The organism is Faecalibacterium sp. I4-3-84, assembly GCF_023347255.1.
Lineage (GTDB): Bacteria > Bacillota > Clostridia > Oscillospirales > Ruminococcaceae > Faecalibacterium > Faecalibacterium taiwanense.
Genome location: NZ_CP094466.1, coordinates 844,363 through 859,256 on the forward strand (window position 1 = coordinate 844,363; position 14,894 = coordinate 859,256).

The window sequence follows — 14,894 nt, forward strand, 5'->3', positions numbered from 1 at the left end:
CAGCTACTATGCCCCATTTCGTCTTGTTCTTATTGGATATATTGCCCAAACACCTGTGTCACATGCAGTGCCGCCGGGCGCTGCCTATCATAGAATGTAAGGAGATCTTTGCATGAATTACCCCGCCATTCCCCGTGAATTCTTCAATGGAGACTGCTTTGATGCCTACCGCATCCTTGGTGCCCATCCCTGCTCCGACAACGGCACCGAAGGGTGGCGTTTTGCGGTGTGGGCCCCCGGTGCCACGGCAGTGGAGGTCTGCGGCGGCTTCGACGGCTGGGAGGCAGGCGTGCCCATGGAAAAAGCCGATACCGGCGTATGGAGCGCATTCATCCCCGGCCTTGCAGAGGGCGACCTTTATAAATACCGGGTGCATGGTGCCGACGGCAGTGTGGTGATGCGCAGCGACCCCTACGCATTTTCCACCGAGCTGCGGCCTGGTACGGCCAGCCGTCTGGTAAAGCTGGACTTTCATTTTGATGACAGTGCATGGATGGAGCGCCGCGACAAATGCCGCAACCGCCCGCTGAACATCTACGAGATGCACGTTGGCAGCTGGCGGCACAAGCCCGGCAGCAAGGAGGCTGATGGCTCAGACGGCTGGTACAATTATGAGGAGCTGGCCAAGGAGCTGATTCCCTGGCTGCTGGACCATCACTTTACCCATGTGGAGCTGCTGCCGCTGGCAGAGCATCCCTTTGACGGCAGCTGGGGCTACCAGACCACCGGCTATTTTTCCGTCACCAGCCGCTACGGCACCCCCGCCCAGTTTGCCGGCTTCGTCAACGCTTGCCACCGCATGGGCATCGGCGTCATCATGGACTTTGTGCCGGTGCACTTTGCCGCCAACGCCGACGCTCTGGCAATGTTTGACGGCACCCACCTCTACGAGTACGACAGCGATGTGGGCCACAGCGAGTGGGGCACCTGCAACTTCAATTACTACCGCCGGGAGGTGTGCAGCTTTTTGAACAGTGCCGCTGCCCTGTGGATGGACGTGTACCACTGCGACGGCATCCGCATGGACGCCATTTCCCGCGCGCTGTACTGGCAGGGAGACCCGAACCGCGGCGTGAACGAGGGGGCTGTGAACTTTCTGCGCAGCCTGAACCACGGCCTGAACGAGCGCTGGCCCACCGGCATCTACATGGCAGAGGACTCCACCAACTTCCTCAAGGTGACAGCTCCCACCCGCTACGACGGCGTGGGCTTCGACTACAAGTGGGACATGGGCTGGATGCACGACACACTGGACTATTTTGCCACCCCCTTCGGCGAGCGTCCGAATGCCTACGGCAAGATCGTTTTCAGCATGCATTACTTCTACAACGAGCTGTATCTGCTGGCGCTGAGCCACGACGAGGTGGTGCACGGCAAAAAGACCATCATCGATAAGCTGTGGGGCACCTACGCGGAAAAATGCGCCCAGCTGCGCACCCTGTATTTTTATATGTATATGCACCCGGGCAAGAAGCTGAACTTCATGGGCAACGAGATGGGGCACTTCCGGGAGTGGGACGAAAAGCGGGAGCTGGACTGGGATCTGCTGAAATATCCCTTCCACGATGCCTTCCAGAAATACTTTGCCCACCTGTGCCGGGTGTATTCCACTGAGCCTGCACTCTACGATGGCGAGTACAACCCCGACTGCTTTGAGTGGGTGGCCTGCGAGAGCCGCAGCGAGGGCGTGTACGCATGGCTGCGCAAGGGCCGGGGCGAAAACCTGCTGTGCATCATGAACACGCAGGACCACGCCCACAAAAAGTTCCCGCTGTATCTGCGCTTTCCCTGCAGTGCCGAGGAGGTGCTGAACACCGAATCCCCCGAGTGGGGCGGTGCACTGAAGGGCCGCCGCAAGACAAAGCTTCACACCACCGATGGCGGTGTGTTTGGTCGGGACTATACCCTTACAGTAGACCTGCCTGCCATGGGCAGCTGCCTGCTGCGCCTTGCGCCGGAGGCCCCGAACCCCGATGCGGCCCGCATCAGCGCCAACAAGGCCCTGAACGCAAAGCGCCGCGCTGCCCGCAGCACAAAGGCCGCAGCCAATTCCAACAAGTAATATTCGTTTTAAAATGTCCCGTCTGCGTTCAAAGCGGCGGGACATTTTGTTGTTTTCCGTGCACAGCGGCTGGACAGTGCAGATTTTGCTTGCTATACTGTAGCTGTGATATTCTGCAGCTGAGAGGTTTTTGGGATGAGTGGAATCGTTTCCCGTCTGTCTGTCCTTGGCAAGGTCTGGCTGGGCCTTGCTACCGGAGCGATGGCGCTTATAATATTTTGCCTTGCCGCACCGGGCAGCAGCCTGTTTTTCCCGCTGGTGAGCCTGTGGTGCAATGCAGCACTGTTTGCACTGGCGCTGCTGGTGCTGCGCCGGGCCGGTATAGAGCTGGACCTGTTCCACAAGGCGGTGCTGGTGGGCCTGTGGGCAGCGGCCGTGCTTTACTTTTACTGGACCCTCGGCAGCCGCACCTTCCTCTACCACTGGGACTACGTAAACTACATTCTAAAGCAGTATCATGCCGAAGCCGCCTTTGCCCAGAACACAGGCGCAGGCTTCCGGTTTCTCCTCGATTCCATCACCGAGGACTATACGAATTTCATCACCCTGTTCACCGAGTTCCCGTTCTGCCTGAGCGGCAAGACCGGCGACGACTACGCATTCTGTCAGGTATTCAGCGTACTGCCCAGCCTGCTGGTGCTGCTGGCGGGCCTGACGGTCAAGGTGGGCCGGATGCTACGGGTAAAGAACCGGTTCTGGTATTTCCTCATCGGCTTTTCGTGGTGCGCTACCTTCCCGTTCGTGCGCATGTCGGCGGTGCTGGGCCAGCCGGACTGGTTCGGGCTGATCTTTGCCTTCATGCTCATGCTGCTCACACTGGACTACCGCTTTGACGGCATCGACCTGCCCCGCTATCTGCTCATCTTCGCCGCCACGGCGGGGGTCATCCTCACCCGGCGCTGGTACTTATATTTTGTGGTGGGCTACTGCTTTGCCTACGTGCTGATGCTGGCAGTTTCCAGCATCCGGCTGGCAAAAGATGGCCAACCCAGCCGCGCTGTGCACCGCATGGTACGGCTGGTGGTGTTCGGCTTGTGTGCGGCCGGGGCCATGGTGCTGCTGCTTCTGCCCATGGTGCGCAAAATTTTAAGCTTTGACTACGCCGGGCGCTACTCTTACTACAACTTCGGCGGCATCACGCTGGAGCTGGCCGCACAAACACTGCGCATCGGTTTGCTGAACTTCATCCTCATCGGAATGGGGCTGTGGTTTGCCGCAAAACGCCGTCTGCCTGCCCTGCCCTGCCTTGCAGGGGCAGAGCTGCTGGTGAGCCTTGTGCTGTTTACCCGGGTACAGAACACCGGCTCCCACCAGATGCTGCTGTTCGTGCCTGGGTGGCTGCTGCTGTTCCTCGTTGGTTCCGCCGCACTGGCCGACGGCCTGAAAAAGCACACCGCCGTCAAGCTCTGCTACTGGGGCTTTACCATGGTGTTTGCGGTGTCCGTGCGCTGCTCGCCGCTGACCACCGTTGCTCTGCCGGGCTTTGTGGTGGATCATTTTCCCCTCAAGGCCGTGTCGGAATTCGTCCGGCTGGACAAGCTCACCTACGACCGCACCGACGCCGCCCAGATCCAGCGCGTGGACGACTGGATCGATGCCCACTGCGATGCGGAAAAGGGCGAGTTTGCCTACATGATCCCCCACGATATGCTGTACAACTCGGACATGTTCCAGTACGCCGCCCTGCCGGACATCCAGCTGCAGGGCAAGCTGGCCGCCGGCATCTCCATCCCGGGCACCCACGAGTTCCCGGTGCGGTTCTTTGAGGCGAAGTATGTGCTCACCGCAGAGCCGCTCCCCCAGACCTTTGTCAGCGGTGGCGAGCTCTCCGGCCGGTGGAATGCCCTCTTCTGCGCCGCGCGGGATGAGCACTTTACGCAGGCCGCCAGCTTTGACATGGGCAACGGCACCGTGTTCACCGTGTGGGAGCGCACCGAGCCTGCCGACCGGGCTGAGGTGGAGTATTATCTGGATGCCTTCGCGCAGGAGGATGTCCTCTACCCCGAAATGTTCTCGCAGGTGGCGGAAGCCTGGCTTGCCGGACATGGACTTTAAATTGCAAACGCTTTGGATATAAAAGGAGTATTTCCCATGGAACAGAATGCAACCGCCCTGCCCAAGGTCACGCTGGGCCAATACAAGGGGCTGGAATTCACCCGCCGGGTGCGCCCGGTATCGGAAAAGGCCGTGGAGCTGGAGGCGGCGAACCTCACCCGCACCCACGCCCCCTTTGCACCGGTGGAAAAGTCCGCCGCGCGCGGGATGCGCGTCACGCTGGATTTTGAGGGCTTCATGGACGGCGCACCCATTCCGGAAAGCAAAATGGAAAATGTGACCGTTGTGCTGGGCACCGGTCAGCTGATGCCCGCCGCCGAGGATGCCGTGTACGGCCACAAAGCAGGCGAGAGCTTCCGATTCGATTTTACCTATCCCGCCGAGTTCCGGGTGCCGGAGCTTTCCGGCAAGACGGCGCAATTCGCCATCACCCTGCACACCGTGGAGCAAAAGCAGCCTGTACCGCTGGACGATGCCTTTGCCAAGACACTGGGCTTTGATACGGTGGATGCCCTGAAGGAGAGCATCCGCGAGAAAAAGCGCCGCTCCCACGAGGCCAACGCCGACCGAATTGCCGGAGCCGCCTTGCTGGGCATGGCCGGTGCCAATCTGACGGCGGAGCTGGATAACGCCATTCTGGACCAGAATGCCGACCATGACATGAACGCCCTGCGCGAACGGCTGCGCCGCAGCAAAATGACCATGGAGCTGTACTGCAAAGCAGGCCAGACCACACCGGACGAGGTGCGCGCCGCCTTCCGCCGGGATGCCGAGCGCAAGATGCGCAGCATCCTTGCGGTGCAGGCCATCGCCAAGGCCGAACAGATCACCGTGTCCAACGCAGAGGTGGATGCCGAGTACGTCCGCCTTTCCAAGCTGCACGATACCCCGGAAGCCGAGATCCGCAATGTGCTCAGCCGGGACGCTGTGGCCTCTGCCGTGACCACTCAGAAGGTGCAGCGTTTCCTGATCGACCACGCAAACATCACTTCGGTTGTGGAAAAGGAGTAAACTATGGGCTTTTTTACACGCACCGCGATGGATATGCTGATGAAAACTACCCATCCCGAGATCAACCGCCGCCAGTGCTGGAACCTGCATCCCCATCGCAAGCCCTGCACCGAGTGCAAGGATATCTGCCCCTATGGCGAACAGATCTTTACCCGCCCGAACCTTGTGAAGGACTGGGACCCCTGTACCGAGTGCGGCCTGTGCGTCTCTGCCTGCCGCAGCGGCTGCATCATCCCTTCGCCGGAGCAGGTGCAGCGGGACACCTCTGCCGCCGATACCGACAATGACACCATCTGGATCGGCTGCGAAAAGTCCACCCGCAAAAATTCCATGGTGCGCACCTGCATCTCTGCCCTCACATGGGAGACACTGGCCTACCTTGCCCTGAACAAAAAGATCGTGCTGGATCTGACCCCCTGCGGTGAATGTGAGAACGACCTGTGCGCCGCCCAGCTGCGCAAGGAGCTGACAAGGCTTGTGGATTTCTTTGGCCAGCCCATGTTCGAGGCACGGTTCACTCTGGCCTACGAGCCGGACGAAGCGCTCTACCACGTAAAGGAGCTGAGCCGCCGCGAAATGTTTGAGCAGGTGAGCCACGGCTCCAAAAGTGGCACCAAAAAGCTGCTGCAGATGCTGCCCGGCCTGCACAGCGAGGACGACGGCGGTGTGGATTTCCGCCTTTTGCTGCACCAGCGCACAAAGCAGCTGAAGGCATCCATGGAAACGCCGCTGAAGTACGGCTACTACCTGCCCAACTTTACCGATAAATGCTTTGGCTGCGGCAAGTGCGAAAAGGCCTGCCGCGCCGGTGCGCTGAAGCTGGAGGACCTGCCCGACGGCCAGACCCGCATCGTCATCACGCCGTGGAAGTGCAGCGAGTGCGAGGTGTGCGTGGCCTCCTGCTCCAACCATGGCATCAACGGCATGAAGCTGCGCCAGCTCACCACCCTTGGCCCGGTAAGTGTACACAAATGCACCAAGACCCTGTGCAAGGAATGCGGCAAGCCCATTGCGCCGGGCAGTGTGGATGGTGTGTGCACCGTGTGCCGCATCAAGGCCCGCACCAAAAAGCGGCAGGAAGAAGCCGCTGCCAAGGCAAAGCAGCTGCGTGAGGAGCGCGAAGCCAAAAAGGCTGCAGAGGAAGCCGCCAAGGCAGCAGCCGAAGCCGGTGCCGACGCTGCTGAGACAGCTGTACAGACGGCTGCCGCCCCCGCAGAAACCGCTGCGGCCGGTTCCGTGATCACAGCACTGACCCCGGAAAAAGCAGCCCCCGCCGCGCTGGACGAAACCCCTGCTGCCGCACCGGAAAACACCGCAGAAAAGGATGTGCCCGACACACCGAAAAACGATTGACGGCGCACAGATTCAATGCTATACTGACCATAAGACCACGCACCGTGGCCACCGACTGTTACAAAGGGGTAACGGAGCTATTTCCGTTACCCCTTTCTTATCCCAAAGCACGAAGCAAGCTTTTGCCAAGATCTTACGAAAGAAGGATTTTACTATGGCTCATTCCATCTCCCGCCGCCAGTTCCTGCAAGGCAGCGGCGCAGCCGCCCTTTCTGTAGCAGCGGCTGGTCTGCTGAGCAGCTGCGGCGGCTCTTCCGCTTCCAATGGCGGCAGCACCGGCGCTGCCGGCAGCAGCTCCACCTACACCGTGCTGTATTCCCGTCAGCCCGCCACCCTGAACTATCTGGTCTGCTCAGCTGACCCGGACCTTTACCACGGCACTCAGTGCATCGACACGCTGGTGGAGTACGACAACCGCGGCAAGATCCGGGAGGGCCTTGCCACTGCTTGGGAATGGGATGCCGACAGCCTGACATGGACGTTCCACCTGCGGGATGAGAACTGGGTGGACTGCAACGGCGAGGTGCTTGGCCCTGTGACCGCGCAGGACTTTGTGGATGCGCTGGCCTATGTGCTGAATCCGGACTACGCTTCCTCCACTGCAAGCCTTGTCACCCCCTATGTGGCCGGTGCGGACGACTACTATAACTACTGCGTTTACCGCAACAACGCCAATAACGGCACCGTGGCCGAGGACGGCACCACCTACGCCATTGATGCCAACGGCACCGTGACCGCCGCTGCCGCCGACGGCACCACCACCGAATACCCGGCTGTGGATTTTTCCACCGTGGGCGTGAAGGCTGTGGACGACCACACCCTGACCTACACGTTGAACTTCGACTTTCCCGGCTTCCTCAGCCTGCTGAGCTATGCTCCCTACGAGCCTGCCTACGGCCCGCTGCTGGAGGAGTTTGCCGACCAGTTCTGCACCAGTGCCGAGACCGCCTGCAGCTGCGGCGCGTTCTATCTGGCCGAGTACACCCCGCTGGAAAACTGGGTGATGAAGAAGAACCCCGAAAACTACGATGCCGACAGCGTTTACATCGACACGGTGCGCTACATCTACAATCAGGAAGAGCTGATCAGCGGCCCGGAGATGGTCAAGCGCGGCGAGATCGATCAGGCTACCATCAGCTCCGACATTCTGGACAGCTGGCTGGCCGACGACACCACCAAGGACATGGTTTCCATGGAGCGCCCGGAAACCGGCAAGAGCTACTTCTACATCTTCAACTTCCTGCCCTACCGCCACGAGTTCTCAAACTGGACCGTGACCGGCGTGGATGCCCAGTACGAGCCGGACAATTGGGCCAAGGCCATCAACTCCACCAACTTCCGCAGGGCTTTCCTGTATGCCATCAATCCCTCCGTCACGCTGGCCGTCACCGCGCCGGAAGGCTACGATAACTACAAGCTGCACACCATCACTCCGCCGTCCTTCTGTGCCAACAGCAAAGGCGTGGATTATACTGAGTGCGGCGGCCTTGCAAACCTCTCCGACTTCTTTGACGAAGCCAAGGCCAAAGAGTACCGTGATGCCGCCGTGGAAGAGCTGACCGCCGCCGGTGTCACCTTCCCCATCAAGATCCAGTATCCGTACAACCCCGCTGTGGTGGACTGGGACAAGCAGTGTCAGGTGTTCAAGCAGCAGGTGGAAGCCGTGCTGAACGACGGCTTCGACTTCATCAGCATCATCATCACGCAGGGTCCGTCCGACAACTTCCTGAACGCGGTGCGCCGGGCGGGTGCCTACCAGCTGATGTCCTACTACTGGGGTGCCGATTACTCCGACCCCGAGACCGAGGTGTACCCCTTCTATCAGGAAGCCGGCGACCGCGGCACCTGCTACAGCTTCCTGCGCACCGGCGTGGAGGACGGCATCGTGACCGGCGAGACCGCCGACCTCGTGATGCAGTACATGTCCATGGTGGAGAACGCCAAGACCATCACCGAGGATCTGGATGCCCGGTACGAAGCCTTTGCGGATGCCGAAGCCTTTCTCATTGAGAACGCACTGGTCATCCCGCTGGGGATGCCGGTGCCGCCCTACATTGCCACCCGCCTGAACCTGTGGGAGGGCCAGTACGCGCCCACAGGCCTTTCCACCAACCGTCTGAAGGGCGTGCACATCCTCGACCACTACGTTTCCATGGACGAGTATAATGCCAACCGGGATGCGCGGTGAGTTTTTGATTTGAATATCCTCCGCTGACGCTCTGGATATTTTCAGCGGAAATTTATTTTTAGTTGTAAATCGGAAAAATCTGCGGATTTTTCCGATTTACTTTTTCACCGGAAGGGCCGCAGCGGAAAACGGCATTTCAACAACTTTCGATCAAAAAACGACAAATCACTTTCCAAACGTAAGATTTTGCGTTATTCTATACTTATCTGTATTTATAAAGAAAAGAGAGGTGCACAGCTATGGTGCAATATCTCGCAAAACGCATCGGGCGCTCCATTCTGACCCTGTTCGTCATTGTGACGCTGGTGTTCTGCCTGCTGCGGCTCATGCCGGTGGAAGGCTACTTTGCAAACTACGAAAAAATGACCGAGGCACAGATCCAGGCCGGTTTGCAGTCCATGGGCCTGCTGGACCCGCTGCCGGTACAGATCGGCCATTTCTGGGTGAACGCTTTGCACGGTGATCTGGGCGTGAGCCACATTTACAAGCTCAACGCTCCCGTGACCAGGATCCTTGCCCAGAAGCTGCCCATTTCCATCGAGATGGGTGTGCTGGCCATGCTGCTGAGCCTTGTGCTGGGCATCCCGCTGGGCCTTGTCATGGGCCGTTATAAGGGCCGCTGGCCGGATAAGCTGGGCACGGCATTCATCGTGCTCATTCAGGCGGTGCCTGCGGCAGTGTACTTTTTGTATATCCAGATGTACGGCACCACCGCCATGGGCGTGGGCCTGCTGTTCGACGCTTCCGACTGGCGCTATTGGGTGCTGCCGGTGTGCAGCATGAGCCTTGCAAACCTTGCGTTCTACGCCATGTGGCTGCGCCGCTATATGGTGGACGAGAGCAACAAGGACTACGTCAAGCTGGCCCGAGCCAAGGGTGTGAGCGAGAACAATATCGCCCTGCACCACGTATTCCGCAACGCCATGGTGCCGCTGGTGCAGTACATTCCCTCCGCATTCCTGAACACTGTCGTCGGCTCCATCTACATCGAAAGCCTGTACAGCATCCCGGGCATGGGCGGCCTGCTGGTCACCTGCGTGCAGCGCCACGACAACACCATGGTGCAGGGCATCGTGCTGCTGTACGCCTGCGTGGGCATCATCGGCCTGATTTTGGGCGATGTGCTCATGGTGCTCATTGACCCCCGCATCAACTTTGGCAAGAAAGAAGGTGGACGCTGATGCTCTCTTTTCTGAAACGCGAAAAATCGAAGCAGCTGGAGGATCAGCTGAATGCTGCTCAGGCACAGCGCCGCACCGGCTGGGAAGATCTGCCGGAGGATGAGCTGTTCACCCCCGCCGGGTTCAGTGAGGAACAGGCCGAAGCCACCGCCAGCTCCAACTACAGCTACTGGGGCAGCACCTTCCGTGCCTTTTTCAAGAACAAGTTCGCCGTGACCCTGCTGATCGCGCTGGCAGCTGTGGTTGCCTTTGCATTCATCCAGCCCCACCTGCCCGGCCAGGCTGACCCGAACCTGTGCGCCGTGGACCCTGTGACCGGCATTCAGTACCGCAACATCGCCCCCGGGCAGGACGGCTTTATCTGGGGTTCCAACTCCATCGGTCAGGACCTGTGGACACGCATCTGGGCCGGTGCACGCACCAGTCTGACTATCGCCTTTTTCGTGGCCCTCATCGAAGCTGTGGTGGGCATTACCGCCGGTGTGCTGTGGGGCTATGTGCGCGGGCTGGACTTTGTGTTCACCGAGTTGTACAACATCTTCGATAACATTCCCACCGCCATCGTGCTGATCCTCATTTCCTATGTAGCCACCCCCAGCATCTGGACCATGGTCCTTGGCATGGCCATCAAGGGCTGGATCGAAATGGCACGCTTCATCCGCAATCAGATCCTCATCATCCGCGACCGGGATTACAATGTGGCATCCCGCTGCATCGGCACGCCCACCATCCGCATCGTGCTGCGCAACCTGCTGCCGTATCTCGTCTCGGTCATCATGCTGCGCATGGCCCTCACCATCCCGGAAGCCATTGGCAACGAGGTGTTCATCACCTACATCGGTCTGGGCCTGTCCGTGGAGACCCCCTCGCTGGGCAACCTGGTCAACGACGGCCGCAAGGTGATGATGCAGGCCGGGCTGCGCTACCAGCTGCTGTACCCCACCCTCATCCTGAGCTTTGTTACCATTGCGTTCTATCTGATCGGCAACGCTTTCTCGGATGCTGCCGATCCGAAGAACCATCTGCAGTAAGGAGGGGATATCATGGAACACAACCAGCTCATTCTCTCCGCAAAAGATGTCAACATCCAGTTCAACCTGCGTGGAAAAGTGCTGCATGCCATCCGCGGCATCGACCTTGACCTCTATCAGGGCGAAGTGCTCGCCATCGTGGGCGAGAGCGGCTCCGGCAAGAGCGTGTTCACCAAGAGCTTCATGGGCCTGCTGGATGCCAACGGCTCCATTACCAGCGGCACCATTGATTACTACGGCATGGCGGACGGCAAGCCGCTGCGCCTTTCTGACCTCAGAACCGAAAAGGACTGGCTGCGGGTACGCGGCCGAGAGATCGCCATGGTCATGCAGGACCCCATGACCAGCCTGAACCCGCTGAAGACCATCGGGGCACAGATCATGGAAGCCGTTGCCCTGCATCAGGGCTTAAAGGGTGCTGCCGCCAAGGAAAAAACACTGGAATACCTGCGGGATGTGGGCATCTCTGACCCGGAAAAGCGCTTTAAGCAGTACCCGCACGAGTTCTCCGGCGGCATGCGCCAGCGTGTGGTCATTGCCATTGCGGTGGCCTGCAGCCCCAAGATCCTGATCTGCGACGAGCCTACCACCGCACTGGACGTGACCATTCAAGCCCAGATTTTGCAGCTTTTGAAGGAGATGCGGTTCAAGTACGATCTGACCATCGTCATGATCACCCACGATCTGGGCGTTGTGGCAAACATTGCAGACCGCGTGGCTGTGATGTACGCAGGCGACATTGTGGAGATCGGCACTGCTGACGAAATTTATTACGATCCCCGCCACCCCTACACATGGGCACTGCTTTCCAGTATGCCCCAGATGGGCGTAAAGGGCGAGGACCTGTTCAACATCGTGGGCACACCGCCAAACCTGTTTGCGGAAATTCGCGGCGATGCTTTTGCACCCCGCAACCCGCAGGCGCTGAAGATCGATTTTGTCAAGCGCCCGCCTTACTTTGAGGTAACGCCCACCCACAAGGCCAAAACATGGCTGCTGGACCCCCGGGCACCCAAGATCGAGCCGCCTGCTGCGGTAAAAATGCTGCGAGAGGAGGGGCTGTAAGATGGAAAATGAACGCGAAGTTCTTGTGGAAGTGAACCACCTGAACGTAACCTACGGCTCCGGCAAAAAAGCATATGAAGCTGTGCAGGATGCCAACTTTAAAATTTATAAGGGCGAGACCTTCGGCCTTGTAGGCGAAAGCGGCAGCGGCAAAACTACCATTGGCCGCGCCATCCTGCGCATCCTGCCCACCTCCGGCGGCGAGATCCTTTATAAGGGCCAGAAGATCAACGGCAGAATTTCCCGCCAGCTGGACAGGCAGATCATCAAAGAGATCCAGATGATCTTTCAGGACCCGCAGTCCTCGCTGAACGAGCGCGCCAAAGTGAGCTATATCGTGGGCGAGGGCCTGCAGAACGTCCGGCCTGATCTTTCCACCGCCCAGCAGGAGGAAAAGGTGCGTCAGGCTCTGCTGGACGTGGGTCTGCTGCCGGAATTTGCCTCCCGCTTCCCCCACGAATTTTCCGGCGGACAGCGCCAGCGCATCGGCATTGCCCGAGCCCTGATCGTGGAGCCGGAGTTCATCGTTGCCGATGAGCCCATCAGCGCACTGGATATGTCCATCCGTGCACAGGTGCTGAACCTGCTGCGCCGCCTGCAGAAGGAACGCGGCATCACCTACCTGTTCATCGCCCACGATCTTTCCGTGATGCGCTACATCTCCGACCGCATCGCCGTCATCCACAAGGGCCGCATCGTGGAGCTGGCCGAAGCTGAAGAGTTGACAGCCCACGCCATCCACCCCTATACCCGCAGCCTGCTTTCCGCCATTCCCATGCCGGACCCCCGCCGGGAGCGGCAGAAAAAGCTGCTGGTGTACGACCCCGCCATGCACGACTACTCCAGAGAGGCCCCCCAGTGGCGCGAACTGCGGCCTGAGCATTTTGTACTGTGCAGCGCTGCCGAAGCCGAACAGTGGCTGCCGCGCTGACCCCCGACATTTCGGGAGGAATCGTTGTTTTACGGCACTTTTACGCAACATTCAAAGTTTATTTCTTGACATTCTCCGGCAGCTCCACTACAATAGAATCTGCATCATTGATTCTGATTTTTGAATTATTAGCTTGTTCTGACCGGCGGCTTTCATCTTCTTTGCAAAGTTGTCGGCTTTTGGCAATGAAAAGAAGAAGAAAGAAAGAAAAGAGGACTTTATTCTATGACTACTGAACAGCGTGAACCGCTCTATGCGTCCACTGCGAAGCCCTGGCTGAAGTACTATGACCAGAAATACATCGACATGCCCCTGCCCAAGTGCAGCGCCTTTGAGTTTCTGTGCCATCAGAACAAGAACCATCTGAGCGAGACCGCTCTGGAGTATTATGGCCGCAAATTCACCTTTGCAGACCTCTTTGTGAATATCAAGAAAACCGCGGCCGCCTTCCGTGCTCTCGGCGTGAAGAAGGGCGACATCATCACCGTTGTCAGCGTGATGACCCCCGAGGTGATCTATGCCTTCTACGCTGTCGATATGATCGGTGCAACGCTGAATCTGGTGGACCCGCGCTACAGCGTTGAGGGCATCCACGAGTACATCGAAGAGGTAGATTCCCGCCTGCTGATCTGCCTGAATGTGACCTATGAGCGCTGCCACAAGGCAGAAAAGCGCACCAATGTGGAGCGCGTTCTGGTCATCAGCCCCGCAGACTCTCTGCCGCTGCATCTGGCCGTCGGCTACAAGCTGACCACCCCCGATAAGAACCGCTACAAGTCCAATGTGATCCACTGGAAGGACTTTATTGCGCAGGGCAAGGATCAGAGCATGAACGCCGAACCCTACGACCCGCAGCACGCCTGCGTGGTGGTGCACACCGGCGGCACCACCGGTTCGCCCAAGGGCGTTATGCTGACCGACGACAGCTTTAACTCTCTGGCCCACGAATTCATCGCCCAGAGCAACCTGTTCTGCCGCGGCCAGAAGCTGATGAACGTCATGCCTCCGTTCATTGCCTACGGCTATGCCTGCGGCGTGCACATGCCGCTGGTCATGGGCCTGCACGTCGTCATCATCCCCAATCTGGACCCCGACAAGCTGGGCGCACTGATCTGGAAGCACAAGCCCGAGCACATGTTCGGCGTTCCGGCCCACTACCAGCAGATGGCAGCTTCTCCGCTGCTCAAGAAGAAGAAGGATCTCTCCTTCATCCGCAACTATGCCGCCGGCGGCGACTCGCTGCCGCTGGGCGCTGAGCTGACTGTGAACGAGTTCCTGAAGGCGCACAACGTGGAATATCCGCTGGCCAAGGGCTACGGCATGACCGAGGTCGCCTCTGCCGCTACCGTTGCCGCCGGCAACGTGACCAAGCCCGGCAGCGTGGGCATTCCCATGCTGAACACGGTGGTGTCCATTTTTGAGCCTGGCACCGAGACCGAACTGCCCATCGGTGAGCGCGGCGAGATCTGCATCTGCACCCCCACCGTCATGAAGGGCTACTACAATAAGCCCGAGGAGACCGACATGATCCTGCGCCGCCATGCAGACGGCCAGATCTGGGCACACACCGGCGATGTCGGCTACATGGACGAGGACGGCTTTGTGTATCTGGATTCCCGCATCAAGCGCATGATCATCCGTCACGATGGCTTCAAGGTGTTCCCGTCCATGATCGAGAACGTCATCAGCCGCCACCCGGCCGTGCATCAGTGCTCGGTGGTGGGCTGCACCGATAAGGACCATGTGCAGGGCCGCCTGCCCTTTGTCTACGTGGTGCTGGACCCGGAAGGCGACAAGAAAAAGCGCCAGATCGTGCGGGAACTGCGCCAGCTGTGCAAGGAAGAGCTGCCGGAGTATGTGCAGCCGGTGGGCTACAAGTTCATCTCCGAAATGCCCTTTACCCCTGTTGGCAAGGTGGACTACCGCAAGCTGGAAGAAGAGATCACTCCCCGCGATTACTGATCCTGAACTTCACCCTGTAATTTTTCAGACACTGAGCTCTCCCGAAAGGGAGAGC

10 protein-coding genes are annotated in these 14,894 nt (G+C 59.1%); all 10 read left to right on the forward strand.

Going from position 1 to position 14,894, the window contains the following annotated elements:
* Positions 1 to 112: 112 nt before the first annotated feature.
* The 10 genes from glgB to MTP41_RS04220 all read left to right on the forward strand — a co-directional run bounded on the left by glgB (position 113) and on the right by MTP41_RS04220 (position 14,839).
* Positions 113 to 2,062 carry a 1,4-alpha-glucan branching protein GlgB gene (gene glgB, locus MTP41_RS04175; protein ID WP_249236267.1) on the forward strand — a complete coding sequence of 650 codons (1,950 nt, stop codon included), beginning with the start codon at positions 113 to 115 and terminating at the stop codon, positions 2,060 to 2,062.
* A gap of 135 nt (positions 2,063 to 2,197) precedes the next feature.
* Positions 2,198 to 4,117, forward strand: a complete 1,920-nt coding sequence (locus MTP41_RS04180; RefSeq protein WP_249236268.1) for a hypothetical protein — start codon at positions 2,198 to 2,200, stop codon at positions 4,115 to 4,117.
* Positions 4,118 to 4,153: 36 nt separating this feature from the next.
* Entirely contained in the window at positions 4,154 to 5,128 is a 975-nt protein-coding gene (gene tig, locus MTP41_RS04185; RefSeq protein ID WP_249236269.1) for a trigger factor, read from the forward strand.
* A gap of 3 nt (positions 5,129 to 5,131) precedes the next feature.
* Complete coding sequence (locus tag MTP41_RS04190) at positions 5,132 to 6,481, forward strand: 4Fe-4S dicluster domain-containing protein (protein ID WP_249236270.1); 1,350 nt, start codon at positions 5,132 to 5,134, stop codon at positions 6,479 to 6,481.
* Between the two features lie 154 nt (positions 6,482 to 6,635).
* A complete protein-coding gene (locus tag MTP41_RS04195; protein ID WP_249236271.1) occupies positions 6,636 to 8,669 on the forward strand; it encodes an ABC transporter substrate-binding protein in 2,034 nt (677 codons plus the stop codon).
* 239 nt (positions 8,670 to 8,908) lie between these two features.
* The gene (locus MTP41_RS04200) at positions 8,909 to 9,850 is read left to right on the forward strand and encodes an ABC transporter permease (RefSeq protein WP_118526474.1); all 942 of its coding nucleotides are present in this window, start codon (positions 8,909 to 8,911) and stop codon (positions 9,848 to 9,850) included.
* A complete protein-coding gene (locus MTP41_RS04205) occupies positions 9,850 to 10,881 on the forward strand; it encodes an ABC transporter permease (protein ID WP_249236272.1) in 1,032 nt (343 codons plus the stop codon). The genes MTP41_RS04200 and MTP41_RS04205 overlap by 1 nt, the downstream gene beginning before the upstream one ends.
* Before the next feature lie 12 nt (positions 10,882 to 10,893).
* Complete coding sequence (locus MTP41_RS04210; protein WP_005944542.1) at positions 10,894 to 11,946, forward strand: ABC transporter ATP-binding protein; 1,053 nt, start codon at positions 10,894 to 10,896, stop codon at positions 11,944 to 11,946.
* Between the two features lies 1 nt (position 11,947).
* Positions 11,948 to 12,877 carry an ATP-binding cassette domain-containing protein gene (locus MTP41_RS04215; RefSeq protein WP_249236273.1) on the forward strand — a complete coding sequence of 310 codons (930 nt, stop codon included), beginning with the start codon at positions 11,948 to 11,950 and terminating at the stop codon, positions 12,875 to 12,877.
* A gap of 225 nt (positions 12,878 to 13,102) precedes the next feature.
* Positions 13,103 to 14,839 carry a class I adenylate-forming enzyme family protein gene (locus MTP41_RS04220; RefSeq protein WP_249236274.1) on the forward strand — a complete coding sequence of 579 codons (1,737 nt, stop codon included), beginning with the start codon at positions 13,103 to 13,105 and terminating at the stop codon, positions 14,837 to 14,839.
* Positions 14,840 to 14,894 lie beyond the last annotated feature (55 nt).

Coding starts and splice junctions, on each gene's coding strand:
- glgB (WP_249236267.1), top strand. CDS start 113: ATGAATTACCCCGCCATTCCCCGTGAATTCTTCAATGGAGACTGCTTT.
- MTP41_RS04180 (WP_249236268.1), top strand. CDS start 2,198: ATGAGTGGAATCGTTTCCCGTCTGTCTGTCCTTGGCAAGGTCTGGCTG.
- tig (WP_249236269.1), top strand. CDS start 4,154: ATGGAACAGAATGCAACCGCCCTGCCCAAGGTCACGCTGGGCCAATAC.
- MTP41_RS04190 (WP_249236270.1), top strand. CDS start 5,132: ATGGGCTTTTTTACACGCACCGCGATGGATATGCTGATGAAAACTACC.
- MTP41_RS04195 (WP_249236271.1), top strand. CDS start 6,636: ATGGCTCATTCCATCTCCCGCCGCCAGTTCCTGCAAGGCAGCGGCGCA.
- MTP41_RS04200 (WP_118526474.1), top strand. CDS start 8,909: ATGGTGCAATATCTCGCAAAACGCATCGGGCGCTCCATTCTGACCCTG.
- MTP41_RS04205 (WP_249236272.1), top strand. CDS start 9,850: ATGCTCTCTTTTCTGAAACGCGAAAAATCGAAGCAGCTGGAGGATCAG.
- MTP41_RS04210 (WP_005944542.1), top strand. CDS start 10,894: ATGGAACACAACCAGCTCATTCTCTCCGCAAAAGATGTCAACATCCAG.
- MTP41_RS04215 (WP_249236273.1), top strand. CDS start 11,948: ATGGAAAATGAACGCGAAGTTCTTGTGGAAGTGAACCACCTGAACGTA.
- MTP41_RS04220 (WP_249236274.1), top strand. CDS start 13,103: ATGACTACTGAACAGCGTGAACCGCTCTATGCGTCCACTGCGAAGCCC.